A 24640-nucleotide genomic window follows, 5' to 3' on the forward strand; every position below is an offset into this window, starting at 1 on the left:
GATCCGTCAAGCGTAGGGTTACCGCCCCGCGCGTCGCAGGCCATTGCCGTCGGCGGTAGCCTCGAGCAGCGAAACCGGCTCGGCGGTAAACTGCCGATGCGGCAAGGGGACCGAGAGGCAACAAACGAGGCCCTCCCGGCGCCAGTCGAATTCGGCATGACCACCGAGCTGCGACTCGATGCTGGCAATCACGCTTCTGGTTCCGAACCCTCGCGATACCGGCTTCTCGACCGGCGGCCCGCCGGTCTCCACCCAAATGATCTTGAGAAGGCCCGCCTGGTCTTCCCAGCTCACCGACAGTCGGCCCAACAGCGCCGACAGGGCGCCGTACTTCGCCGAATTGGTGACGAGTTCGTGCAGCGCCAGCGCGACGGTCTGGGCCGTCGCCGGCTCGAGCTGGACCTCCGGACCGGACAAGTCGATCTGTTCGCCGGTGGAATAGGGCGCCAGCTCCTCGTCGATCAGTTTTCTTATTTCGGCGCCTTGCCAGCTCGACAACGAGAGCACGGTGTGCACCCGCGCCAGCGCGTTGATCCGCCCTTCGACCGAACGGATATAGGTCTTCACGTTCTCGCCGCGCGTCAGCCGGACGATGGATTGCGCCAGCGCCAGCGCGTTCTTGGCACGGTGATCGACCTCCCGCGCCAGCAGGTTCTGCCGCTCCTCGGCCTGTTTGCGCTCGGTGATGTCGACGGTGACGCCGCTGACGCGGATGACACGGCCGCCCTTGTCGGTGCTTGCCGCCGCCGTGCCCGCGCACCAGCGCATCTCGCCATTCGGCCGGATGATGCGGAATTCCGCTTCGTATGATTTCGCGCCTCGGGCGAAGCTCGCCCACGCCTCGTGCAGTTCATGAACGTCGTCGGGGTGAAACAGCGCCTGGATATTGGCCGGCGTCAGCTCGAACTTGTGGGGATCGATGCCAAGGATCTGATACTGGCCTTCATCCCACATCCAGTCGCCATTGACCCAGTCCCAGTCCCAGGATCCCATCTTCCCGGCGGCTATCGCGAGACTGCGGCGCTGCTCGCTTTCCAAAAGCCTCGCGTGCGATTCCTCCAGTTCGGCGGTGCGGGCGCGAACGCGATCTTCGAGCTCGACGTTGAGGCGCTCGAGCTGGCGCGTCTTGCGATAGAGCTCCGCGAACACCTTGATCTTGGCGCGCAACACCTCCGGCACGACGGGCACCGGAACATAGTCGACCGCACCCATTTCGTAGCCGCGCAGCCGGTCGATGTCGCTGACTTGGATGGCGGAGATGAATATCATCGCCGTCTTCTGGAAGCGGGGGTGTTCGCGGATCATCGCGGCCAGTTCGAACCCGTCCAGTTCGGGCATGCAGACGTCGACCAGGATGATCGCGACGTCGTTCTTGAGCAGGAACTCAAGCGCTTCACGCCCGGACGAAGCCTTGACCAGATTCTCGCCGAGTTCCGTCAGGATGACTTCATAGGCGAGCAGCTTCGCCGGCTGATCGTCAACCAGAAGAATGTTTACCTTGTCTTGGTCTATCATCTGCATACGCCGGTCAGCGGTGTAGCCACATTCGAATGGCGAGCAGCAACTGCTCGGTATTGACGGGTTTTGCGAGATAGTCCGAAGCGCCGGCTTCGAGACATTTCTCGCGGTCGCCCTTCATCGCCTTGGCGGTCAGCGCGATGATCGGAAGGCGGCCAAGGGACGGGTTTTGCCTGATGACGCCGATGGTCTGATATCCGTCCATCTGCGGCATCATGATATCCATCAGCACGATTGCGATATTCGGATTGGACTCGACCAGCGCAACGGCTTCATTGCCGGTCGTAGCTGTCAGCACCTTCATGCCGCGCCGTTCTAATACGCTCGACAGCGCAAAGATGTTCCGGGCGTCATCGTCCACCAGAAGTGCGGTTTTGCCAACGAGATCCTCATCGGAGCTATTGAGCTTTTCGAGCATTCTCTGCTTCTCGGCTGGCAATTCCGTGATCACACGGTGTAAAAACAGCGACGTTTCGTCGAGCAGGCGTTCCGGCGACTCCACGCCTTTCACCACGATGCTCCTCGCCATGGTGTGAAGTTCCGCATCCTCCTCGGCTGAAAGTTCCCGCCCCGTGAATACCACGACGGGCACGCTCGATAGCGCGTCGTCGTTGCGAAGCCGGTCGAGCACTTCGAAGCCGCTCATGTCGGGCAGCCGCAAATCCAGCACGACGCAGTCGCAAGGCTGGTTCCGCATTGTCGAGAGCGCATCGGCGCCGGTATCGGCGGTGAGAATCTCGATGTCGTCGTGGCCGAGCAGTTCGGTGATGCTCATTTGTTCGGCGGCGTTGTCTTCCACGATCAGAAGGCGCTTGCGGCGAGGTTTTGCGTATTCCTTGATCTGCGACAGCGCCGCGCTGACGCCCTCCGTCGTTGTCGGCTTGTTGACGAAGGAGAACGCGCCGCGCGCCAGGGCATGCTGGCGGTCTTCGTCGAGCGTGATGATCTGCACCGGAATGTGGCGCGTCAGCGGATTGTGCTTGAGCTGGCTCAGCACGGTCCAGCCCAGCATGTCCGGCAGGAACACGTCGAGCGAAACCGCGGTCGGCTGGAACTGCTTGGCGAGTTCGAGCGCTTCCGCACCGCGGCTGGCGACCAGCACCTTGAAGCCCTTGTCGCGCGCCAGATCGATCAGCACCCGCGCATAATGCAGATCGTCTTCGACGATCAGCAGGATGGTATCTCCTGGTTCGAGGTTGAGCCGGTCATCCGGCAACTGTTCGATGACCCGCTCCTGTGCTGCGACCTGCAGCGCCGGCGCACCAGCGAACGGCGACGAGGCAGGGGCCCGGGGCGCGACCGTGGGGCCGGAATATGTCAGCGGCAGATAGAGCACGAAAGTGCTGCCTTTGCCTGGGGCGCTGCGCAGATGAATTTCGCCGCCGAGCAGGCTCGCGAGTTCGCGGCTGATGGCAAGGCCAAGGCCGGTGCCGCCGTATTTGCGGCTGGTGCCGGCATCCGCCTGCTGGAACGCCTCGAAGATCAGTTTCTGTTTCTCCAGGGGAATGCCGATGCCGGTGTCGGTCACCTCGAAGGCGACGACGGCGGGTGCGTGATTGAGGATCGGGTGCTCGGCGCTCCAGCCGCCGACGGCGGCCGATACGGTCATCTTGACGCCGCCCTCCGCGGTGAACTTGAACGCGTTCGACAGCAGGTTTTTCAAAACCTGCTGCAGACGTTTCGAATCGGTGACCATGCTGCGGGCGAGATTCTCGTCGACCTCGACGCTGAACGAAAGTTGGCGGTTCTCGGCTTCGTGGCGGAACGGGCGGCCGACGGTCTCCAGAAGGCTCGACGTCAGGATCTCCTCGGCATCGACCGTCACGGTGCCGGATTCGATCTTCGACAGATCGAGAATGTCGCTGATCAGGTTGAGCAGGTCGGTGCCGGCGCCGTGGATGGTGCGGGCGAATTCGACCTGTTTTGCCGACAAATTGCCGTCCGGATTTTCGGTGAGCTGCTGGCCGAGGATCAGGATGCTGTTGAGCGGCGTGCGCAGCTCATGCGACATGTTGGCGAGGAATTCGGACTTGTACTTCGAGGTCAGCGAAAGCTCGGTCGCCTTTTCTTCGAGCGCGCGGCGGGCCTGTTCGATTTCCTGGTTCTTTCTTTCCACCTCGACGTTGCGCTCGGCAAGCTGCTGGGCCTTCTGTTCGAGCTGTTCGTTGGTCTGCTGCAGTTCCTTCTGCTGCGTCTGCAATTCGCCGGCGAGTTGTTGGGACTGTTTCAGCAGGCCCTCGGTCTGCATCGTGGCCTCGATCGAGTTGAGCACGATGCCGATAGAGTCGGTGAGCTGTTCGAGGAAGGTCATCTGCGAGGTCGTGAACGAACTGATCGAAGACAGTTCGATCACCGCCTTGACCTGGTTTTCGAACAATACCGGAAGCACGACGAGATTCCTCGGAATGACGCGCAGCAGCGCCGAATTGATCGGCGCCGTATCGGTCGGGATGTCCGACACCAGCCGCTGGCGCTTGTCCATCGCGCACTGGCCGATCAGCCCTTCGCCGAATTGAACGACCAGCGGGTGGGGATTGGCGCTATCGCCCGCATAGGCGGAGAGCAGGCGCAATTGTGGGCTATCGGGATTCTCGGTCTGATAGATCGCGCCCATATGCGCGTTGACCAGCGGCGCCAGTTCGGTCAGCAGCAGCCGGCCGACGGTCGTGAGGTCGCGCTGCCCCTGCAGCATGTTGGTGAAGCTGGCGAGGTTGGTCTTCAGCCAGTCCTGTTCGGTATTCACCTGCGTCGTCAGACGCAGGTTGCCGATCATCGTATTGATGTTGTCTTTGAGTTCGGCCATTTCGCCGCGGGCGTCGACCTGGATGGAGCGGGTCAGGTCGCCCTTGGTCACGGCGGTCGCCACCTCGGCGATCGCGCGCACCTGTGAGGTCAGGTTGGCGGCGAGCAGGTTGACGTTGCCGGTGAGGTCCTTCCAGGTGCCGGCGGCGCCGGGCACGTTGGCCTGGCCGCCGAGGCGTCCCTCGACGCCGACTTCGCGCGCCACGCTGGTGACCTGATCGGCGAAGGTAGCCAGCGTCTCGGTCATGTTGTTAATGGTGTCGGCAAGGGCTGCGACTTCGCCCTTCGATTTCACCGTCAGGTTCTGCTTCAGGTCGCCGTCGGCGACCGCCGTCACGACCTTGACGATGCCGCGCACCTGTTCGGTCAGATTGGCGGCCATGAAGTTCACGGTGTCGGTGAGGTCCTTCCAGGTGCCGGCGACGCCGGGGACCTGCGCCTGACCGCCGAGCTTGCCCTCGGTGCCGACTTCGCGCGCCACGCGCGTCACTTCGCCGGCAAAGGCGTTGAGCTGATCGACCATCGTGTTGATGGTGTTTTTCAACTCGAGGATTTCGCCCTTCACGTCCACGGTGATCTTGCGCGACAGGTCGCCGCGGGCCACGGCGGTGGTGACTTCGGCGATGTTGCGGACCTGCGTGGTGAGGTTGGCTGCGAGCAGGTTGACGTTGTCGGTCAAGTCCTTCCAGGTGCCGGCGACGCCGGGCACCACAGCCTGGCCGCCGAGCCGCCCCTCGGTGCCGACCTCGCGCGCCACGCGCGTCACTTCGGCGGCAAAGGAGCGGAGCTGCTCGACCATCGTGTTCAGGGTATCCTTCAGCAGCAGGATTTCGCCGCGGACGTCGACCGTGATCTTCTTCGACAGGTCGCCGCCGGCGATGGCGGTGGCGACTTCGGCAATGTTGCGGACCTGCGCGGTCAGGTTCGAAGCCATGAAGTTGACGTTGTCGGTGAGGTCTTTCCAGGTGCCGGCCACTTGAGGCACCTGGGCCTGGCCGCCGAGTTTGCCTTCGGTGCCGACCTCGCGCGCCACGCGGGTGACTTCGGAGGCGAAGGCGTTGAGCTGGTCGACCATCGTGTTGACGGTGTTCTTCAGTTCCAGAATTTCGCCCTTGACGTCGACGGTGATCTTCTTCGACAGGTCGCCCTTCGCCACCGCCGTGGTCACCTCGGCGATGTTGCGGACCTGGCCGGTGAGGTTGCCGGCCATCGAGTTGACGTTATCCGTCAGGTCCTTCCAGGTGCCGGCGACGCCGGGCACGTTGGCTTGACCACCCAATCGTCCCTCGGTGCCGACCTCGCGCGCCACGCGCGTCACTTCGCCGGCGAAGCGATTGAGCTGGTCGACCATCGTGTTCAGCGTTTCCTTGAGCTGCAGGATCTCGCCGCGCACGTCCACGGTGATCTTGCGCGACAGGTCGCCGCCGGCGATCGCGGTCGCGACCTCGGCGATGTTGCGGACCTGCGCCGTCAAATTGCCGGCCATCGAGTTCACGCTGTCGGTGAGATCCTTCCAGGTGCCGGCGACGCCGGTCACCTGGGCCTGGCCGCCGAGCTTGCCGTCGGTGCCGACTTCGCGCGCGACGCGGGTCACTTCGCTCGCAAAGGCGTTGAGCTGGTCCACCATCGTATTGAGCGTTTCCTTCAACTGAAGAATTTCGCCCGAGACGTTGACAGTGATCTTCTTCGACAGGTCGCCCTTCGCCACCGCGGTCGCGACTTCGGCGATGTTGCGGACCTGAGCGGTGAGGTTGCCGGCCATCGAATTGACGTTGTCGGTGAGGTCCTTCCAGGTGCCGGCGACGCCGCGCACGTTGGCCTGGCCGCCGAGCTTGCCTTCGGTGCCGACTTCGCGCGCGACGCGGGTCACTTCGCCGGCAAAGGCGTTGAGTTGGTCCACCATCGTGTTGATGGTGTCCTTCAGTTCGAGGATTTCACCGCGCACGTCGACGGTGATCTTCTTCGACAGGTCGCCATTGGCGACCGCGGTCGTCACTTCGGCGATGTTGCGGACCTGCGCCGTCAGGTTGGAAGCCATCGAGTTGACGCTCTCGGTGAGGTCCTTCCAGGTGCCGGCGACACCGAGCACGTTGGCCTGACCGCCGAGCCGTCCCTCGGTGCCGACTTCGCGCGCCACGCGCGTCACTTCGCCCGCGAAGGCGTTGAGCTGGTCGACCATCGTGTTGAGCGTTTCCTTCAACTGAAGGATTTCGCCCGACACGTTCACGGTGATCTTCTTGGAAAGGTCGCCGCCGGCGATGGCGGTCGCGACGTCGGCGATGTTGCGGACCTGCGCCGTCAGGTTGGAGGCCATGAAGTTGACGTTGTCGGTGAGGTCCTTCCAGGTGCCGGCGACGCCGGGGACCTGGGCCTGACCGCCGAGCTTGCCTTCGGTGCCGACCTCGCGCGCCACGCGCGTCACTTCGGAGGCGAACGAGTTGAGCTGGTCGACCATCGTGTTGATGGTGTCCTTCAGCTCCAGGATTTCGCCGCGGACGTCGACCGTGATCTTGCGCGAGAGGTCGCCGCGGGCCACCGCCGTGGTGACGTTGGCGATGTTGCGGACCTGCGCGGTGAGGTTGCCGCACATCGCATTGACGGAGTCGGTCAGATCCTTCCAGGTGCCGGCGACGCCGGGGACGATCGCCTGGCCGCCGAGCTTACCATCGGTGCCGACTTCGCGCGCCACGCGGGTCACTTCGGAAGCGAAGGATCGAAGTTGATCCACCATCGTATTGATGGCTTCCTTGAGCTGCAGGATCTCGCCGCGGACGTCCACCGTGATCTTCTTCGACAAGTCGCCATTGGCCACCGCGATGGTGACCTCGGCGATGTTGCGGACCTGGCCGGTCAAATTGTTGGCCATCGAGTTGACGCTCTCGGTCAGGTCTTTCCAGACGCCCGTCACTTCCGGGACCTGGGCCTGGCCGCCGAGCTTGCCCTCGGTGCCGACCTCGCGCGCCACGCGCGTCACTTCCGAGGTAAACACGGAAAGCTGCTTGATCATCGTGTTGACGATGTTGGCCGACTGCAAGAATTCGCCGCCAAGTGGGCGGCCGTCGACGTCGAGCTGCACGGTCTGTAGTAGATTGCCCTGGGCAACGGCGGCGACCGCGCGCGTGACTTCGCGGGTCGGCCACAGCAGGTCGTCGATCAGCGTGTTGACGGATCCCTCCATGTCCGCCCACGATCCGCTCGACAGGTCGAACTTGACGCGCTGCCGCGTCTTGCCTTCGCGGCCGACGACCTGGCCGACGTGCTCCAGTTGCTGCGCCATTCGCTGGTTGGCGGCGACGATTTCGTTGAAGGTGTCGGCGATCTTGCCCTCGATGCCGAGGTGATCGCCGGTCATCCGTACCGAGAAATCACCCGCGCGCATTGCCTGCAAGGCGTGCAGCAGATCCTGCATCGGATCGGACGTGCCGTTGGTGGTGGCTGGTTGGGCTTTGGCGACCCGGCGAACGGAGGGTGATGCCCCAGGGGAAAGGTCACTCATGGTGTTTCCTCGACCAGTTCGCGCGCAAATCACTTAGGCTGAAATGCGATTTCACAGATAGAACCGCTGCCCCACCGGCAGATCAAGTTGGAATAACGGTTAAGGTCGAGAAATCAATGACATGGAACTCAGCCCAGTTTGCTCAATGCGGCGGGAACCCAATTGTTCCCGCGATCGGAAAATTATCTGGAACCCAAAATGAAAACGCCCCGGCAAGCCGGGGCGTTTGAGGTTCTGATCGACGAGGGGCCTATGACCCCTTCGGATTGATCTCGGTGTAGTTGCCCTTGGCGTCCCACTTGTAAACGACGTAGTCGATGACCTTGATGTCGCCCTTGGCATCGAACCCCAACTTGCCAAGCACAGTGTCCCAATCGCTGGCCTTGATGGTCTCCATGACCTTCTTCGGATCGGTGGTCTTCGCCTTCGCCACGGCCTGCGTCCAGACCTGCATCGCGGCATAGGTGTAGAGGGTGTAGCCTTCGGGATCGATGTTCTTGGCCTTGAACTTCTCGACGATGGCCTTGGCGGTCGCCTTGTTGCGCGGGTCGGGACCGAAGGTGAACAGCGTGCCTTCGGCGGCCGGCCCGGTGATCGAGGCGAATTCCTTGTCGTTCATGGCGTCGCCCGCCATCAACACCGTCTTGAGGCCCTGGTCGCGCATCTGGCGCAGGATCAGGCCGGCTTCCTGATGGTAGCCGCCGACAAACACCAGATCGATATTGTCGCGCTTCAGCCGTGACACGATCGAGTTAAAATCCTTGTCGCCCTTGTTGTAGGATTCGAACATCTTCTCGGTGAAGCCGGCCTTGTTGAGCGCCTTCTTGGTTTCGTCGGCAAGGCCTTTGCCGTAGGTGGTCTTGTCGTTGAGGACGGCGACGTTCTTGCCCTTGTAGTTCTTGACGATGTAGTCGGCGGCAACCAGGCCCTGCTGGTCGTCGCGGCCGCAGACGCGCGCCACGTTCCAGAGCTTGCGCTCGGTAAACAGCGGGTTGGTCGAGGCCGGGGTAATCTGCAGCACGTTGCCGTCGGCGTAGGCTTCCGACGCCGGGATCGACGACGAGGAGCAGAAGTGACCGGCAACGAACGGGATCTTGGCGCTGGCGAACTTTTCCGCCACCGAGCGCGCCTGCTTGGGATCGCAGGCATCGTCGCCGATCTGCAGCGCCAGCTTCTTGCCGAGCACGCCGCCGGCGGCGTTGAAATCGGCCACGAATTGTTCGGCGCCGTTCTTCATCTGCCGGCCGAATGCGGATTCGCCGCCCGTCATCGGGCCCACCACTGCGATGGAGATGTCCTGCGCCAGCGCCGTTGTCGACAGCGCCAACGATGCGCCCAAAGCCAGGCCGATAAGTTTCAGTGATTTCATGAGATATCCTCGCAGGTCAGTCGATTTCAGGAAGCACCCGGCGGGCCGGGTACGAAAATCACGCCCATTGTCGGCTGATTTTACGGCGAAGTCATCGGCAATTTTCGGGCAAATCCGCGGTCGGTTCGCAGCATCTTGCCGCAGCGCCTGGGTAGGTGGGAGGCAGGTGGAAATGTGACTACTCCCGCCGGCCGCCTTCCAGATAGGCAGCGCGGATTTCCGGGCGCTGCAGCAATTCGCTGCCGGTTCCGGACAGGGTGATCAGGCCGTTGACCATGACATAGCCCCGATGCGCCAGTTTCAGCGCGTGGTTGGCGTTCTGTTCGACGATCAGGACGGTCAGGCCGTCCTGCCGGTTCAGGGTCCGGATCGCATCGAAAATCTGCCGCGCGATCAGTGGGGCCAGCCCCAGCGACGGCTCGTCCAGCATCAACAGGCGCGGCCGGCTCATCAGGGCCCGGCCGATCGCCAGCATCTGCTGCTCGCCGCCGGACAGCGTGCCGCCGCGCTGGGTCATGCGTTCCTTCAGCCGCGGGAACAGCGCGAAGACGCGTTCCAGGCCGCTTGCCCGGTCGGCCTCGCTGCTATCGGTCGCATCGGCGCCCATCTGGAGGTTTTCCGCCACGCTCATGCGCGGGAAGATGCGGCGGCCCTCCGGGGATTGGGCGATGCGCAGCCGCGCGATCTCGTGCGTCGGCACGCCGGTGATGTCCTGGCCGTCGAATTCGATCCTCCCCGCACGGGCGCGGGGCCGGCCGAAAATCGTCATCATCAGGGTCGACTTGCCGGCGCCGTTGGCGCCGATCAGGGCGACGATCTCGCCGGCGTTGATATCGAGATCAACGCCCTTCAGCGCCTCGATCTTGCCATAGGCCGCGCGTAGGGCGCGGATCGCGAGCAGGGGAGTCTTCGATGGGGCGGTCACGTTCCGCTCTCCATCACGGCGATGGCTTCCTCTTCATCCGTGCCGAGATAGGCCGCGATCACCTTGGGATCGTCGCGGATCTCGCGCGGCGTGCCTTCGGCGATCTTCAGCCCGTGATCCATCACGACGATGTGGTCGGAGATTTCCATCACCACGCTCATGTCGTGCTCGATCAGCAGGATCGAGGTGCCTTGATTCGCGCGGATCGAGAGCAGCAGTTCGCTTAAAGCGGCGCTTTCGCGCGCGTTGAGGCCGGCTGCCGGCTCGTCGAGGCAGAGCAGCGCGGGCTGGGTGCACATCGCGCGCGCGATCTCGAGACGCCGCTGGTCGCCATAGGGCAAATTGCCGGCGGCGTCGTCGGCGCGGTCCAGGAGCCCGATGCGGTCGAGCCAGGTCCGCGCCAGATCGATCGCGGCCTCCTCGGCCTTGCGCCAGGACGGCGCGCCGATCAGCCCGAGAAACGTCAGCCCGGAGGCGCGCATCAGCGCATTGTGCTGCGCCACCATCAGGTTCTCCAGCACCGTCATGCCGGGAAACAGCCGGATGTTCTGGAAGGTGCGTGCGACCTTGGCCAGCTTGGAAATCCGGAAATCGTTCAGCTGTTCGAGCTGGATGGCGTGGCCATTATCATGCGCGAGCCGCATCGCGCCTGACGTTGGCTTGTAGAAGCCGGTGATGCAGTTGAAGACGGTGGTCTTGCCGGCGCCGTTCGGCCCGATCAGCGCGGTGATCTTGCGCCGCTCGGCATTGAAGGAGAGTTCGTTGACGGCGACGATGCCGCCGAAGCGCATCGACAGGCTATCGACGGACAGGATCTGGTCGCCGCTCATCCGTGTCCCTCCTTGACGAGGTCGGACGAGATTGCCTGATTGCGCTCGAGGAACACGGTCGGCGCGCGATGGCCGATTAGGCCGCGCGGCCGCCAGATCATCAACAGCACCATCGCCATGCCGAACACCAGCATGCGGTACTGGTCGAGCCCTCGAAAAAGCTCGAAGCCGCCGATCATGGCAAGTGCTGCGAGCGCGACGCCGAGTTGCGAACCCATGCCGCCCAGCACCACGATCGCCAGCACCAGCGCCGATTCATGGAAGGTGAAGGATTCCGGGCTGATGAAGCCCTGCCGCGTCGCGAAGAATGCGCCGGCTAAACCGCCGAACATTGCGCCCGTCGCAAACGCCGTCAGCTTGGTCGTGGTGGTGTTGATGCCGAGCGCGCGGCAGGCGACTTCGTCCTCGCGCAACGCTTCCCAGGCGCGGCCGATCGGCAGCCGCCGCAGCCGGATCGTGACCCAGTTGGTGAGCAGCGCCAGCGCCAGGATCAAATAGAACAGGAACACGATGCGGTGCGTCGGCGAGAATTCGATGCCGAGCCTGGCCGCAAGCCCGTCATCGGCCGGTGTGAGCGGAATGCCGAACAGGGTTGGCCGGGGAATGCCGGTGACGCCGTTCGGCCCGCCGGTCAGGGTCTGCCAGTTGATGATGACGAGGCGGATGATCTCGCCGAAGGCTAACGTGACAATGGCGAGATAGTCGCCGCGCAGCCGCAGCACGGGAAAGCCGAGCAGCACGCCCCAGAACGCGGCCAGAATGCCGGCGAGCGGCAGGCATACCCAGAACGACAATCCGAAATTGGTCGCCAGCAGCGCGTAGGAATAGGCGCCGACCGCGTAGAACGCGACATAGCCGAGGTCGAGCAGGCCGGCGAGGCCGACCACCACGTTCAGCCCCCATCCAAGCATCACGTAAGTGAGCACGAGGATGCCGAGGTCGAGAATGTAGCGCTCGTCGTAGAACAGGACCGGCACCAGAAACGTGAACACCAGCAGCACCGGTGCGATGGCGCGGCGCGCGACGGCGAGGGTGCTTTGCACGGAAGGTGGCACGATTCTGACGGTGCCGACCGGTCCCCACCATTGCCGCAGCAACTCGACGAGGATGCTACCGCCGAACACGGCCGCGACCATGACGGCGAGGTCGCCGAACCGCGTCCAGTAGATCAATTGTCCCTGCGGTCCGGCCTCGGTGCGCACGCCGATCATCAGCGAAAACAGCACCAGCGCCACCAGCGCGCTGATCAGCGCTTTCTTGAGGATGAAGGCGGCGCCCGGAGCGCGCGAGGTTTGGGCGGCGGGGGGTGCGCTCACGCTGCCGCCCATCAGACTTTTTCGACTTCAGGCCGGCCGAGCAGGCCGGTCGGAAGGAAGATCAGGACCACGATCAGGATCGAGAACGCGGCGACGTCCTTGTACTCGACCGAGAAGTAGGCCGACCACAATGTTTCGATCAGGCCGATGAGTAGCCCGCCCAGCATCGCGCCGGGCAGCGAGCCGATGCCGCCGAGCACCGCGGCGGTGAACGCCTTGATGCCGGCGACGAAGCCCATGAAGAAATCGACCAGCCCATAATAGAGCAGGTACATCATGCCGGCGACGGCGGCGAGCGCAGCCCCGATCACGAAGGTCATGGAGATGGTGCGGTCGACGTCGACGCCGAGCAGCGAAGCCATGGTCTGGTCCTGCTCGCAGGCGCGCATGTCGCGCCCGAGCCGGGTGCGCGATACCAGCCAGGTGAACAGCGCCAGCAGCACCACGGTGGTGATGACGACGATGATCTGGACGTTGGAAAGCTGCACCACGAAGCCTTCGGCGCCCTCGTGCAGGGTATAGCCGCCCGTGATGATCGGCGGCACCGGTTTGACGCGCGCGCCCTGCGCCACCTGGGAATAATTGGTCAGCACGAATGACATACCGATCGCGGAAAGCATCGGCGCCAGGCGGAACGAGTGCCGCAGCGGCCGGTAGGCGATGCGTTCCACCGTCCAGCCATAGAGCGCCGTGATCGCCATCGATACCAGCAGTACCACCAGCAGGATCAGGGGGACGGCGGTCAGGCCGAACGAGACCAGGATCAGGAAGGTGATCAGGGCGATGAAGCCGCCGATCATGAAAATATCGCCATGGGCGAAATTGATCATGCCGACAATGCCGTAGACCATGGTGTAGCCGATGGCGATCAGGCCGTAGATCGAGCCGAGCACGAGGCCGTTGATCAGTTGCTGGGCGAAATAATCCATGCGCTGCCGTAGTTAGAGCCGCGACGCGGCGAGAGCTCCGGCAGCCCGATGCGACGCGTCGTGTCGTTTTCTAACAGGTGGGAACCGGGGGCGGCAACAGCGCCGGCTGCGGCTTATTTGGCTTGTACAGAGCTAGTTTTTCAGCACGGGTTCCCGCTTCACAGTGCTGCCACGCCTTTGCCGCGCAATGATCGCAGCGGAACCGGCATTCCCTTGCAACGAATGTCATGCCTTTCCGTTCATCCCGGCTATGGTCAACAACGGAGATCCCCCAATGACCAATCAGAACAACCCGGGCCAGCAGAACCAGAACCCGGGTCAGAAGCCCGGTCAGCAGCAGCAGGGTGGCGGCCAGAAGCCGGGCCAGCAGCAGCAAGATCCGGGCCGTGAGAAGCCGAATCCCAACCGTCAGGGGAAGCAGATGCCTGATCAGGACAGCTAGCCGGACGGGTGAGTGAGTGAAGAAGGCCCTGCCGAAAGGCGGGGCTTTTCTTTTGTGGCGCTCGGCCCGCCACCGTCATGGCCGAACTCGTGTGATGAACCCTCGGGTCAAGCCGGGGGCAAATGGATGGTCCGGGAAATTAAGGTGAACAAACGGTTTAAATTGCCGCCCGGATTTTGCGGGCGTTAGGTCGCCGTCGCCCCGTTGGGGGCTGGGGGGAAGCGGCATGATCGGAAACAGGCGGATCAGCACATTCAACGGCGCGCTGCTGGCGGCCTATTTCATTCCGGCCTGGACCATCGCAGCCTTCAAGATCGTCGTTTCGCCGATCCACGGTCTCTATGAGCGGCCGAACATTTCGCTGGCGCTGTTCGTCAGCGACCACCTGCAGCTCAGTGGATTGGCCACCGTTCGCGTCGCCTGGCTGCTGGCGCTCGGCCAGATGACCGTGGTGGCGTTCCTTGCGGCCTTTCTGGTTTTCATCACCCGCGCGTCGGCCCGCCGGAGCGGCGGCTGCGAGGAAGCGCTCGGCATCGCACTGTTGATCGGTAGCGTGATGAGTTTTGCCGGCGTGCTGATGGCCTCGCAGGCCGGCGAGACTTCAGCGCTTCGGCTGCATGCGGCCGAGCTCATGATGATGCTCGGCACCGTCATTATCATGCTGATCGAGCGGCCCGCGCCGCCGCAGCAGGCCGGCGCTGCGCCCACCGAGCTATCCCTTCAGCGAAGCTAGTTCGACGACGAGCCGCTCTTTGCAGCGCGGCGATACAGGACGAACAGAGACGCCAACAGCACGGCAGCCGACACGCCGAGCGACCAGTGAATGCCGATCGCGGCACCGGCGAGGCCCACGGTGATGCCGCTGAACGCCCGCATGCCGAGGCCGGCCATATTGAACAGGCCGACAACGCGGCCGCGGATGTCGGCGGGGGCATTTATCTGCACCAGCGCCTGCGCCATCGTGTTGAACGACAGCTCGAAGAAACCGGCGGCGAACAGCAATGCGATCGCAAGCGTGTAAATCCCGACGGACGCGAAGGCGAGCAGGGACAGGCTCCACAGAATGGCGAGCACGATGGCTGTCCGGGGATCAGGCTTCAGCCGTCCCCACGCTTCGAGGGCGACGCCCGCAAGCAGCGCGCCGGCGGCGTCGGCGGCCAGCAGCACGCTGTAGGATACGCCGGGGTCGCCATGCCCGAGATCGCCGGCAAAGCCCGGCATCTGGGCATGGTAGGCGTTGCCGATCATGAAGGAAGTCAGCCCGGCGAGCAGCGTCATCGAGGTCAGGACCCGCTGCGTGCCGATGTCGCGGATGGTCTGCATGATGTCGGCAAGGCCGCGGACGGGGATGCGTCGGGGTGCGGCGTCCTTGGCCTTCGTGGGCGCCCAGAACAGCCAGAGCAGCATCGGCAGATAGAACAGCGTGTTGAAAATGATGCCGTCGGATGGGCCGAGCGCCAGCATGATGACGCCGCCCACGGCCGGACCGACCAGGATGCCGAGATAGCGCGCCGTCGCGTTCAGCCGCACCGCGCTCGGCAGATTGGCCGGACCCACGATGTCGTAGAGCAGCAACTGGTTCGGCGTCTGCCACAGCACGCCGGCGCAGCCATGGATGACGAGCAGCAGCATCGCGTGCCACATCTCAAGCGTGTCGGTGATGAAGAAAAATCCCCATCCTGCCGAGGCCACGATGAAGAGCAGCATCCCGCACTGGATGATACGGCGCGGATCGAACCGGTCCGCCAGCGAGCCTACGGCGACCGAAAACAGCAGGAACGGAAGCCAGTGCGACAGCACCGCGAAGCCGGCCAGCGCGGGGGAATGGAATTTCTGAAAGACCACCCAATAGCTGATCACGTGCTCGATATTGTCGGCCATCATGGCCAGCACATAGGCCATGAACTGGGCGCGATAGGGCGCGGACTTCAAGGCCGCGAACGAGCCGGAAGCCGCCACGGGTTTCGTCGAATGTTCGGAGTTCAAGATATCACCTGGGCAGGACTTCACCGGCTCGGCGCTGCAATGCTGCCGGGCCGGCATTTTGCTCGCGCCGATACACGCTCGTGGTTCGGCGCTCAAGACACTTGGGCGTGCTCAGGCGAAATAGTTGTCCTGATCGAGATCGGCGATGAGCCCCGGCTGCTCCGGCTTCCATCCCACCGCCGCTCTGGTGCGCGCGCTCGAGGCCGGCATGTCCATCGCGGCGAATCTCGCGATCCAGCCGAAATGCGCAGGTGCCTCGTCATGCGTTTTGGAAATGACGGGCACGCCGAGCCTGCGGCCGATCACTTCGGCGATCTTTTTGAACGGCACGCCTTCGTCGGCGACCGCGTGATAGGGGCCGCCCTCGACGACCTGTTCGAGCGCAAGCCGGTAGAGGCGGGCCGCATCGAGCCGGTGCACACCGGGCCAGCGGTTCGCTCCATCACCGACATAGGCCGCGACGCCTTTCTCGCGTGCGATATCGATCAGGCGCGGGACGAAACCGTGATCGCCATCGCCATGGGTCGATGCCGCCAGCCGGACCGCGGACGCGCGCACACCCCGTGCCGCAACGGCAGCGGCCGCGGCCTCGGAGGCGCGCGGGAAATCGGGAGCGGGCCTGTCGGCCTCGGTCGCGATCCGGCCCGGCGCCAGCGAGCCAAATGCTGACGTCACCAGCATCGGCCGCTTGGACCCTTCAAGCTCGGCGCCCATCGCTTCGATCGCACGCCGGTCTTCCGCGCAATTCTCCAGAAATCTCGAGAAGTCGTGGTTGAAGGCGGTGTGGATGACAGCGTCCGCCCTGCGCGCGCCGTCGCGAAGGCTCTCCAGATCTTCGAGCGAGCCGCGATGGGCTTCCGCGCCCAGGCCCGCGAGTGCGCTCGCTCCGGCATCGGAGCGGGTGAGACCAAGTACCTGATGGCCCGATGTGATGAGTTCGTGGACGACGGCGGAGCCGACAAAGCCGGTCGCGCCGGTAACGAAGATGCGCAAGTGAAAGTCTCCAATGATGTCTGGAGGCGGATATTGGCCAAGCGCCTGTCATGTTAAAGTAGTGATGTTATCGTGGTATAATGACCAACAGGATCAGCGTGAGCGTCGAAACCAACAATCTGCTCGGAAGCTATCTCAGGGATCGCCGCACCCGGCTTGATCCGGCCGCCCTCGGTTTCGCGGTGGGACGCAGACGGACGCCGGGGCTGCGCCGGGAGGAGGTCGCCCAGCGCGCCCACATCAGCCCGACCTGGTACACGTGGCTGGAGCAAGGTCGCAGCGGGGCTCCTTCGGCTGATGTGTTGAACCGGATCGCCCGCGCGCTGATGCTGACCGACATCGAGCGCGAACATCTCTTCCTGCTCGGACTCGGGCGTCCGCCCGAGGTTCGCTACACGGCCACCGAAGGCGTAACGCCTCGCCTGCAGCGCCTGCTTGATGCACTCGATGCCAGTCCTGCCCTGATCAAGACGGCCACCTGGGATGTCGTTGCATGGAATCGCGCGGCTGCTGCGGTCCTGACTGACTACGGCAAGCTTCCTCCGGGCCAGCGCAACATCCTTCGCCTCATCTTCGGCGATCCGCGGGTGCGGGCCGCGCAATATGATTGGGAAAGCGTGGCGCGTTTCGTGGTCGGCGCGTTCAGGGCGGACGCAGCGCGCGCAGGCGCTGTTTCCGAAGTCGGCCAACTCGTCGACGAACTCTGCCGGCTCAGCCCTGAATTCGAAGCCTTGTGGCGCGACAACAACGTCAACGTTTACGGCGAAGGCATCAAGCGCCTCCGCCATCCGATCCTCGGGCAGATCACGCTGGAATATTCGGCGTTCGCCGTCGACGGCCGGCCGGACCTTGGCATGATCGTCTACAATCCGGTCACGCGATCGGATGCCGACCGGATCAGGTCGCTCGTTACATCGCTGCCGGTGCAGCCATGAAGCGCAAGCCCTAGCCCTTCAGCAAATCTAATTCCGCAATGATCGCGTTCGCTTCCTTGACCGCGTGGTTGGCCGCCGGCACGCCGCAATAGATCGCCTGCTGCAGCAGGATTTCCTTGATGTCGTCGGGCGTGAAGCCGCCTTCGGCAAGGGCTGCGCGCACATGCAGGCGGAATTCATCCCACTGTCCCAGTGCGACCATGGTGCCGATCACGAGCACGCGGCGGGTGCGGTGGTCGAAATGCGGCCGGGTCCAGATATCGCCCCAGGCGTAGCGGGTGATCAGGTCCTGGAAGTCGGTATTGAACGCGTTGCGGTTTTTGATCGACTTGTCGACCCATTCATTGCCGAGCACTTTTCGGCGCTGGGCCATGCCGTCGTCGCGGCGTTGGTTGTCGTCCATTGTACGTTCTCCCCGTCATTGCGATCGAAGCGAAGCAATCCATTTCACGGCTTGCTGAGACATGGATTGCTTCGTCGCTTCGCTCCTCGCAATGACGTCCCTGGTTGTGGTTGTCAGCGTTGCGTCAGAAAACCGATCACCGCGTCGGTGAAGGCGTGCGGCTGCTCGACGTTGGAAATATGCGCCGCATCGAGGATGGTCATGCTCGCGCCCGGAATCCGGCTGCGCATGAATTCGGCGTCCGCGATCGTCGTCGACATGTCGTGGCGGCCGGCGATCACCAGCGTCGGGCTCTTGATCCTGGGCAGCAGCTCGCGCTGGTCGAGCGTCGACAGCGCCTCGCAGCAGGCGATGTAGCCCTCGACCGGCGTGGCCAGCATCATCGCCTTCATGTTGGCTGCGATCTGCGGCTCGCGCTCGCGAAAATCCGCCGTCAGCCAGCCCGCCATCACGGCGTCGGCGACCGCGGCGATGCCGTCTTCCTTTACGGCCTTGATGCGCTCGTTCCAGCGCGTCGGGTCCGGGTAGTGGCAGGTGGTGTTGGCCAGCACGATCTTGCCGAACCTGTCTGACGCGTTGGCGCCCAGCCATTGCCCGACCATGCCGCCCATCGACAGGCCGCACCAATGGGCTTTTGCGATGTTGAGGTCGTCGAGGATCGCCAGCACGTCGCGGCCGAAACGCTCCAATGAATAGGGCCCGGGCGGCACGTTTGACTTGCCGTGGCCGCGCTGGTCGTAGCGGATGACGCGGAACACCTGCGTCAGCGCCTTCATCTGCGGCTCCCACATCTGCATGGTCGAGCCCAGCGAATTCGACAGCATCAGCGTCGGTCCGCCGTCGCGGCCTTCGACGGATACGTTGAGCAGGCACCCGTCGGCATCGATCATCGGCATAGGGATTCTCCGGTCACTTGTCGTCCAGCGAAGCGAGCAGGCGGTCGATCAGGGCCTGCGAGGCGCCCTGATAGGCCATCGGCTCGAACAGCGCAGTGATTTTATCAGCGTCGAGCTGCGCGGTGACCTTGGCGTCCGCCGTCAGGACATCGCGCAGATGTTTCTTGTCCTTGGCCGCTTTCTTGCTGGCCGCTTCGACCAGGTGATGTGCGTCGCTTTTGCCGACCTTTTCGGCCAGCGCCATCGTCACCGCTTCGGCCATGATCAGTCCGTCCGTCGTGTCGAGATTGCTGCGCATGCGCGCGGCGTCGACTTCCAGCCCCTCGGCGATATCCACAATGGCCGCCAGCCCGCCCGAGGTGACCAGCATCAGCGTCGGCAGCGTCGGCCATTCGGCGTGCCAGGGGCCGGCGCTACGCTCGTGGTCCTGCACCTGCGCCGCAAAAATCGTCGCCGCGAGACCGGGCGCCATGGTGGCTGCGGCAAGCGCACTGGCTGCCGCGACGGGATTGCGCTTGTGCGGCATGGTGGAGGAGCCGCCGCGGCCTTCGCCCGATGGTTCGAACGCTTCGCCGACATCGGTCTGCATCATCAGCGAAACATCGCGCGCGATCTTGCCGCAAGTGCCGGCGATAATGGCGAACACCGAGGCTGCTTCCGCGATGCGGTCGCGGTGGGTGTGCCAGGGCGCGTCCGGCAGCGGCAGCTTGAGCTCCGCTGCCAGTCCTTCTGCGACCTTTAGTCCGTTGTCGCCCAGCGCCGCGAGCGTGCCGGCCGCGCCGCCGAATTGCAACGCCAGCGTCTCGCTGCGCAAGCGCTGCAGCCGCAGCTTCGAGCGGTGCAGCGCCGCGGCATATTCGGCGAGCTTGAGCCCGAACGGCATCGGCAGCGCATGCTGGAGCCAGGTGCGGGCGACTACCGGGGTGTGGCGGTGTTGACGCGCCAATCCGGCAAAGCCCGCGATCGCGCTGCTGATGTCGGCGAGCAGCGCGTCGATGCCGGCGCGAAGGCCGAGCATGGCGCCGGTATCGATGACGTCCTGGCTGGTCGCGCCCCAATGGACATAACGCGCCGCCTCGGCATCCACCTTGGCGACATTGGCCGTCAGCGCCTTGACCAGCGGGATGGCGAGGTTACCGGAGCGGGTGGCGGCGTCGGCCAGCGCGGCGAGGTCGAATGATTCGGCCCTGCACGCATTCGTGATCGGTCCCGCAGCACTTGCCGGAATGACCCCCAGCGCGGCCTCGGTGCGCGCCAGCGCAGCCTCGAAATCCAGCATGTTTTGCAGGGCCGCCGCATCGTCGCAGATCGCGCGCATGGCGGCGCTCGACAGCATCGGGGCAAGCAATGGGGAGAGTGCGGTGCTCATCTGCTCGCGACCTAACCATCCCGGCCTGTCGCTGCCAATGCCCTTATCGGTTTGGCTCTGCTGCACTTGCGAATATGCATCGCTTATCGCCCTTCCTTTTGGCCCGGGCGTGCTTTACTTGGGGATATCAGGCGCGATCCAGGAGGCACCCCCATGGCCATGACGATGAACGGCGAAGTCCAGCTTGCGGCGTCGCGCGAGGCCGTGTGGGCCAAGCTGAACGATCCGGAAGTGCTGAAGGTCTGCATCCCCGGCTGCGAGGAGCTGGAAAAGACCGAGGACAACGGCTTCCGCGCCACCGCCAAAATGAAGGTCGGACCGGTCTCCGCCCGCTTCAAGGGCAAGGTCAATTTGAGCGATCTCGATCCGCCCAATGGCTACAAGATCTCGGGCGAAGGCGAGGGCGGCGTTGCCGGCTTTGCCAAGGGGGGCGCCACCGTGGCGCTCGCTGAAAAGGATGGCGGTACCCTGCTGAGCTATACCGTCGAGGCCCAAATCGGCGGCAAGCTCGCCCAGCTCGGCCAGCGCCTGATCAACGGCGCGGCCAAGAAACTGGCCGACGAGTTCTTCGCCAATTTCGCCAAGGCCGTGCAAGGCTGATCAAGGCTGACCAAGGCTGATTCTGCGCGGGCCGAACCCGGTCTAACAGGCCGTCAAGTCACTCAGGCCATGCCCCAGGCGAGGGGCTCCTGAGGTTGCTCATTACCGGGATGGCCCATATTATGGGCCTTGGAATGACTATAAACGCCTGCTTTGCCGGCATATCCGGCGGTGCAGCTCAAGAGAGTGGTGATGGCCAAGATTTCCCTGATCGTGAACGGTAACCCCGTAAACGCCAATATCGATCCCCGTACCCTCCTGGTCCAGTTGCTGCGGGAAAATCTGCGGCTGACGGGCACCCATGTCGGCTGCGATACCTCGCAATGCGGCGCCTGCGTCGTGCATCTCGATGGCAAGGCGGTGAAGTCCTGCACCACGCTCGCTGTCATGGCCGACGGCCACGAGGTCCGCACCATCGAGGGCCTGGCCGCCGACGGCGCGCCGCTGCATCCGATGCAGGAAGCTTTTCGCGAGCATCATGGCCTGCAATGCGGCTTCTGCACCCCCGGCATGATCATGACGGCGGTCGATCTGGTGCATCGCAAGGGCCATGACCTCTCCGACCACGTCATTCGCGAGGAGCTCGAAGGCAATCTGTGCCGCTGCACCGGCTACCAGAACATCGTTGCCTCGATCGCCGCCGGCGCCAAGGCGATGGCCAAGTCTGATCTTGCTTGAGGCCGATCTCGCTTAATTGATTTCATCGCGACCGCGATCAGGAAGTTCTCAATGTACGAATTCAAATATCATCGTCCGGCGACCGTGCGGCAGGCCGCCAATCTGCTGGTGAAGAACGAAGACGCCAAGGTGATCGCCGGCGGCCATACGCTGGTGCCGGTCATGAAGCAGCGCCTTGCCAGCCCGCCGCACCTGGTCGACCTCTCCCATATCGAAGGGCTCGACGCCATCGAGATGAAGGGCCGTTCGCTGGTGATCGGCGCGACCGCCAGCCATGCCGAAGTCGCAACGTCGTCGATCGTCGGCGAAGCCATTCCGGCGCTCGCCGAACTCGCCGGCGGGATAGGCGATCCCGCGGTGCGCCATAAAGGCACGATCGGCGGCTCGCTCGCCAACAACGACCCGACCGCGGACTATCCCGCAGCGGTGCTAGCGCTCGGCGCCACCATCGTCACGAACAAGCGCCGCCTCAAGGCGGAAGAGTTCTTCCAGGGCCTGTTCACGACCGCGCTGGAGAGCGACGAGATCATCACCAAGGTGATGTTCCCGCTGGCGAAGAAGGCGGCCTACATCAAATTCCGTAACCAAGCTTCGCGTTACGCGCTGGTCGGCGTGTTCGTCGCCAAGCGGCCGTCGGATGTGCGCGTTGCCGTCACCGGCGCCGGCTCGGACGGCGTGTTCCGCGCTACCCAGTTTGAGGAGGCGCTGAAGAAGCGTTTCTCGCACAAGGTGCTCGACGGCATTTCGGTGTCGTCGGAAGGGCTGAACAGCGATCTGCACGGCAGCGCCGAATACCGCGCGCACCTGATAGGCGTCTTGACGCGCCGCGCCGTCGAAGCCGCAACGGCGAAGTAAGTTTGCCGATTATTAGCGTATCAAGATTGGCTTTCCCAGAACAGGTTTGCCCATGAGTGCATCGGCGCTGCCCAAATCCGTCGATGGCATGCTCGAGTTGTTGACCTCGCGCGGCTATCTGGCCGAGCGGTCGCTGGCGACGGTGGCCTACCTGTCGCTGCGCATGGGCCGGCCGCTGTTTCTCGAAGGCGAGGCCGGCGTCGGCAAGACCGAAATCGCAAAGGTTTTGTCCGCCGCGCTCGGGCGAAAACTGATCCGCCTGCAATGCTACGAGGGGCTCGACGTCGCCTCCGCCGTCTACGAGTGGAGCAGCGCGGCGCAGATGATCGCGATCCGGCTGGCGGAAGCCGCCGGCGATACCGACCGCGAACAATTGTCGTCGGACATTTTCGCCGAGCGCTTTCTGATCAAGCGCCCGCTGCTGCAGGCGCTGGAGCCTGATGTGGCCGGCGCGCCGGTGCTGTTGATCGACGAACTCGACCGTGCCGACGAGGCGTTCGAGGCGTATCTTCTGGAGATCCTCAGCGACTTCCAGGTCACGATCCCCGAATTCGGCACCATCAAGGCGCCGCAGCCGCCGATCGTCATCATCACCTCGAACCGCACCCGCGAGATCCACGACGCGCTGAAGCGGCGCTGCCTCTATCACTGGGTGGATTACCCCGAGGCCGAGCGCGAGCTTGCGATCGTCAAGTCGCGCGTGCCTGATATTTCCGCAAAGCTGTCGCAGCAGGTCGTGCGCTTCGTGCAGGCGCTGCGCGACCAGGATTTCTACAAGTCGCCGGGCGTGGCCGAGACCATCGACTGGGCCACCGCGCTGACCGAGCTCGACGCCCGCTCGCTGACGCCGCAAATGGTCGGCGACACGCTGGGCGCGCTGTTGAAATACCAGGACGACATCGCGCGCATGCAGGGCGACACGCTGCAAAAGGTTTTGAAGGAAGCGACGAGCGATTAGGTCGTCATTCCGGGGCGATGCGCAGCATCGAACTACGGTGCGCAATTGCGCACCTGAGAATCTCGAGATTCCGGGTTCGATGCTGACGCATCGCCCCGGAATGACGAGAGAGTGGAAACCGGGTTGACCATGACCAACATCGACCATCTCAATCCGCCGACCGGCCACATGGCCGACAATGTCGTCGGCTTCGCCCGCGCGCTGCGCGCGGCAGGGATTCCCGTCGGCCCCGGCGCCGTCATCGACGCGCTCAACGCGCTGCAGGCAATCGAGATCGGCCACCGCGCCGACGTCTATGCCACGCTGGAAGCGATCTTCGTCAAGCGCCACGAGCATATGCTGATCTTTGCCCAGGCCTTCGACCTGTTCTTCCGCGCCGCCGAAGACTGGAAGCACATGCTGGATTCGGTGCCATTGCCCGATCACGCCAAAAAGAAGCCGCCGCCGGCCTCGCGCCGCGTGCAGGAGGCGCTGGCGCAGCCGTCGATGCGCGACGAGGCGCACGAGGTGCAGGAACAGGAACTGCGGCTGTCGGTCTCCGACAAGGAGATCCTGCAGAAGAAAGATTTTGCGCAGATGAGCGCGGCCGAGATCGCCGAGGTCACCCGCGCCATCGCCAATATGAAGCTGCCGCAGGCCGAGTTGCGCACCCGCCGCTACCAGCCGGACGCCAAGGGCCTCAAGCTCGACATGCGGCGAACCCTGCGCAGCAGTCTGCGCACCGGCGGCGAGATCATCGACATCAGAAAGCTCGGCCTGATCGAGAAGCCGGCGCCGATCGTGGCGCTCTTGGATATCTCGGGCTCGATGAGCGAATATACCCGACTGTTCCTGCACTTCCTCCATGCCATCACCGACGCCCGCAAGCGCGTCTCCGTGTTCCTGTTCGGCACAAGGCTGACCAATGTGACGCGGGCGCTGCGGGCGCGCGATCCGGACGAAGCGCTGGCGAGCTGCTCGTCCTCGGTGGAGGACTGGGCCGGCGGTACCCGCATCGCCACCTCACTGCACAGCTTCAACAAATTGTGGGGCCGCCGCGTGCTCGGGCAGGGCGCCATCGTGCTCTTGATATCAGACGGGCTGGAGCGCGAGGCCGACGCCAAGCTCGCCTTCGAGATGGACCGGTTGCATAGGTCTTGCCGCCGCCTGATCTGGCTCAACCCGCTGCTGCGCTACAGCGCCTTCGAGGCCAAGGCCCAGGGTATCAAAATGATGCTGCCGCACGTTGACGAATTCCGCCCGGTACATAATTTGAGTTCGATGGAAGGGCTGATCGCGGCGCTTTCGGCGCCGCCTCCGCCGCACCACATGAGCCGCATCCGCTCCGCAGCTTGAAAGGG

The 24640-nt window shown here is 64.0% G+C and carries 20 protein-coding genes; 8 read left to right on the plus strand and 12 right to left on the minus strand.

Features of this window, described 5'->3' with window-relative positions:
- Nucleotides 1-18: 18 nt before the first annotated feature.
- The 7 genes from V1286_RS09480 to V1286_RS09510 form a co-directional block, all read right to left on the minus strand.
- Nucleotides 19-1512, minus strand: a complete 1494-nt coding sequence (locus V1286_RS09480) for an HWE histidine kinase domain-containing protein (RefSeq protein ID WP_334489600.1) — start codon at nucleotides 1510-1512, stop codon at nucleotides 19-21.
- A 16-nt stretch (nucleotides 1513-1528) separates the two neighbouring features.
- Entirely contained in the window at nucleotides 1529-7816 is a 6288-nt protein-coding gene (locus tag V1286_RS09485; RefSeq protein ID WP_334479139.1) for a HAMP domain-containing protein, read from the minus strand.
- Between the two features lie 250 nt (nucleotides 7817-8066).
- Nucleotides 8067-9185 carry a branched-chain amino acid ABC transporter substrate-binding protein gene (locus tag V1286_RS09490; RefSeq protein WP_334479141.1) on the minus strand — a complete coding sequence of 373 codons (1119 nt, stop codon included), beginning with the start codon at nucleotides 9183-9185 and terminating at the stop codon, nucleotides 8067-8069.
- A 178-nt stretch (nucleotides 9186-9363) separates the two neighbouring features.
- Nucleotides 9364-10110, minus strand: a complete 747-nt coding sequence (locus V1286_RS09495) for an ABC transporter ATP-binding protein (protein WP_334479142.1) — start codon at nucleotides 10108-10110, stop codon at nucleotides 9364-9366.
- On the minus strand, nucleotides 10107-10940 hold the full coding sequence (locus V1286_RS09500; RefSeq protein WP_334479144.1) for an ABC transporter ATP-binding protein: 834 nt from the start codon (nucleotides 10938-10940) through the stop codon (nucleotides 10107-10109). The genes V1286_RS09495 and V1286_RS09500 overlap by 4 nt, the downstream gene beginning before the upstream one ends.
- Nucleotides 10937-12268 (minus strand): high-affinity branched-chain amino acid ABC transporter permease LivM, encoded by a 1332-nt coding sequence (gene livM, locus V1286_RS09505; protein WP_334479146.1) that lies wholly within the window; start codon nucleotides 12266-12268, stop codon nucleotides 10937-10939. Before livM ends, V1286_RS09500 begins: the two co-directional genes overlap by 4 nt.
- Complete coding sequence (locus V1286_RS09510; protein WP_334479148.1) at nucleotides 12268-13185, minus strand: ABC transporter permease subunit; 918 nt, start codon at nucleotides 13183-13185, stop codon at nucleotides 12268-12270. The genes livM and V1286_RS09510 overlap by 1 nt, the downstream gene beginning before the upstream one ends.
- Before the next feature lie 274 nt (nucleotides 13186-13459).
- Here V1286_RS09510 and V1286_RS09515 point away from each other — a divergent pair, with 274 nt between their 5' ends.
- Nucleotides 13460-13627 carry a hypothetical protein gene (locus V1286_RS09515; RefSeq protein WP_190241861.1) on the plus strand — a complete coding sequence of 56 codons (168 nt, stop codon included), beginning with the start codon at nucleotides 13460-13462 and terminating at the stop codon, nucleotides 13625-13627.
- Between the two features lie 226 nt (nucleotides 13628-13853).
- Nucleotides 13854-14360, plus strand: a complete 507-nt coding sequence (locus V1286_RS09520; protein ID WP_334479150.1) for a hypothetical protein — start codon at nucleotides 13854-13856, stop codon at nucleotides 14358-14360.
- Here the strand turns inward: V1286_RS09520 and V1286_RS09525 are convergent.
- Nucleotides 14357-15613, minus strand: coding sequence for an MFS transporter (locus tag V1286_RS09525; RefSeq protein WP_334479151.1), 1257 nt, complete (start codon nucleotides 15611-15613; stop codon nucleotides 14357-14359). The genes V1286_RS09520 and V1286_RS09525 overlap by 4 nt on opposite strands.
- Before the next feature lie 111 nt (nucleotides 15614-15724).
- Nucleotides 15725-16606, minus strand: coding sequence for an SDR family oxidoreductase (locus V1286_RS09530; protein WP_334479153.1), 882 nt, complete (start codon nucleotides 16604-16606; stop codon nucleotides 15725-15727).
- An 80-nt stretch (nucleotides 16607-16686) separates the two neighbouring features.
- On the opposite strand from V1286_RS09530, the gene V1286_RS09535 reads away from it, so the two are divergent.
- A complete protein-coding gene (locus V1286_RS09535) occupies nucleotides 16687-17541 on the plus strand; it encodes a helix-turn-helix transcriptional regulator (RefSeq protein WP_334479155.1) in 855 nt (284 codons plus the stop codon).
- A 10-nt stretch (nucleotides 17542-17551) separates the two neighbouring features.
- Here the strand turns inward: V1286_RS09535 and V1286_RS09540 are convergent, their stop codons facing one another.
- The 3 genes from V1286_RS09540 to V1286_RS09550 form a co-directional block, all read right to left on the minus strand.
- Entirely contained in the window at nucleotides 17552-17944 is a 393-nt protein-coding gene (locus V1286_RS09540) for a carboxymuconolactone decarboxylase family protein (protein WP_334479156.1), read from the minus strand.
- 113 nt (nucleotides 17945-18057) lie between these two features.
- Nucleotides 18058-18840 (minus strand): 3-oxoadipate enol-lactonase, encoded by a 783-nt coding sequence (pcaD, locus tag V1286_RS09545; protein WP_334479157.1) that lies wholly within the window; start codon nucleotides 18838-18840, stop codon nucleotides 18058-18060.
- Nucleotides 18841-18853: 13 nt separating this feature from the next.
- Nucleotides 18854-20209 (minus strand): 3-carboxy-cis,cis-muconate cycloisomerase, encoded by a 1356-nt coding sequence (locus V1286_RS09550; protein WP_334479159.1) that lies wholly within the window; start codon nucleotides 20207-20209, stop codon nucleotides 18854-18856.
- 153 nt (nucleotides 20210-20362) lie between these two features.
- On the opposite strand from V1286_RS09550, the gene V1286_RS09555 reads away from it, so the two are divergent.
- The 5 genes from V1286_RS09555 to V1286_RS09575 all read left to right on the plus strand — a co-directional run bounded on the left by V1286_RS09555 (nucleotide 20363) and on the right by V1286_RS09575 (nucleotide 24635).
- A complete protein-coding gene (locus V1286_RS09555; RefSeq protein WP_108516537.1) occupies nucleotides 20363-20809 on the plus strand; it encodes an SRPBCC family protein in 447 nt (148 codons plus the stop codon).
- A gap of 192 nt (nucleotides 20810-21001) precedes the next feature.
- On the plus strand, nucleotides 21002-21487 hold the full coding sequence (locus V1286_RS09560; protein ID WP_108516919.1) for a (2Fe-2S)-binding protein: 486 nt from the start codon (nucleotides 21002-21004) through the stop codon (nucleotides 21485-21487).
- 51 nt (nucleotides 21488-21538) lie between these two features.
- Nucleotides 21539-22342, plus strand: a complete 804-nt coding sequence (locus tag V1286_RS09565) for an FAD binding domain-containing protein (RefSeq protein WP_334479162.1) — start codon at nucleotides 21539-21541, stop codon at nucleotides 22340-22342.
- A 52-nt stretch (nucleotides 22343-22394) separates the two neighbouring features.
- Nucleotides 22395-23300, plus strand: coding sequence for an AAA family ATPase (locus tag V1286_RS09570; protein WP_334479163.1), 906 nt, complete (start codon nucleotides 22395-22397; stop codon nucleotides 23298-23300).
- A gap of 129 nt (nucleotides 23301-23429) precedes the next feature.
- On the plus strand, nucleotides 23430-24635 hold the full coding sequence (locus tag V1286_RS09575) for a vWA domain-containing protein (RefSeq protein ID WP_334479165.1): 1206 nt from the start codon (nucleotides 23430-23432) through the stop codon (nucleotides 24633-24635).
- Nucleotides 24636-24640: the final 5 nt, after the last annotated feature.

Source organism: Bradyrhizobium algeriense (assembly GCF_036924595.1).
GTDB classification, from domain to species: Bacteria; Pseudomonadota; Alphaproteobacteria; order Rhizobiales; family Xanthobacteraceae; genus Bradyrhizobium; species Bradyrhizobium algeriense.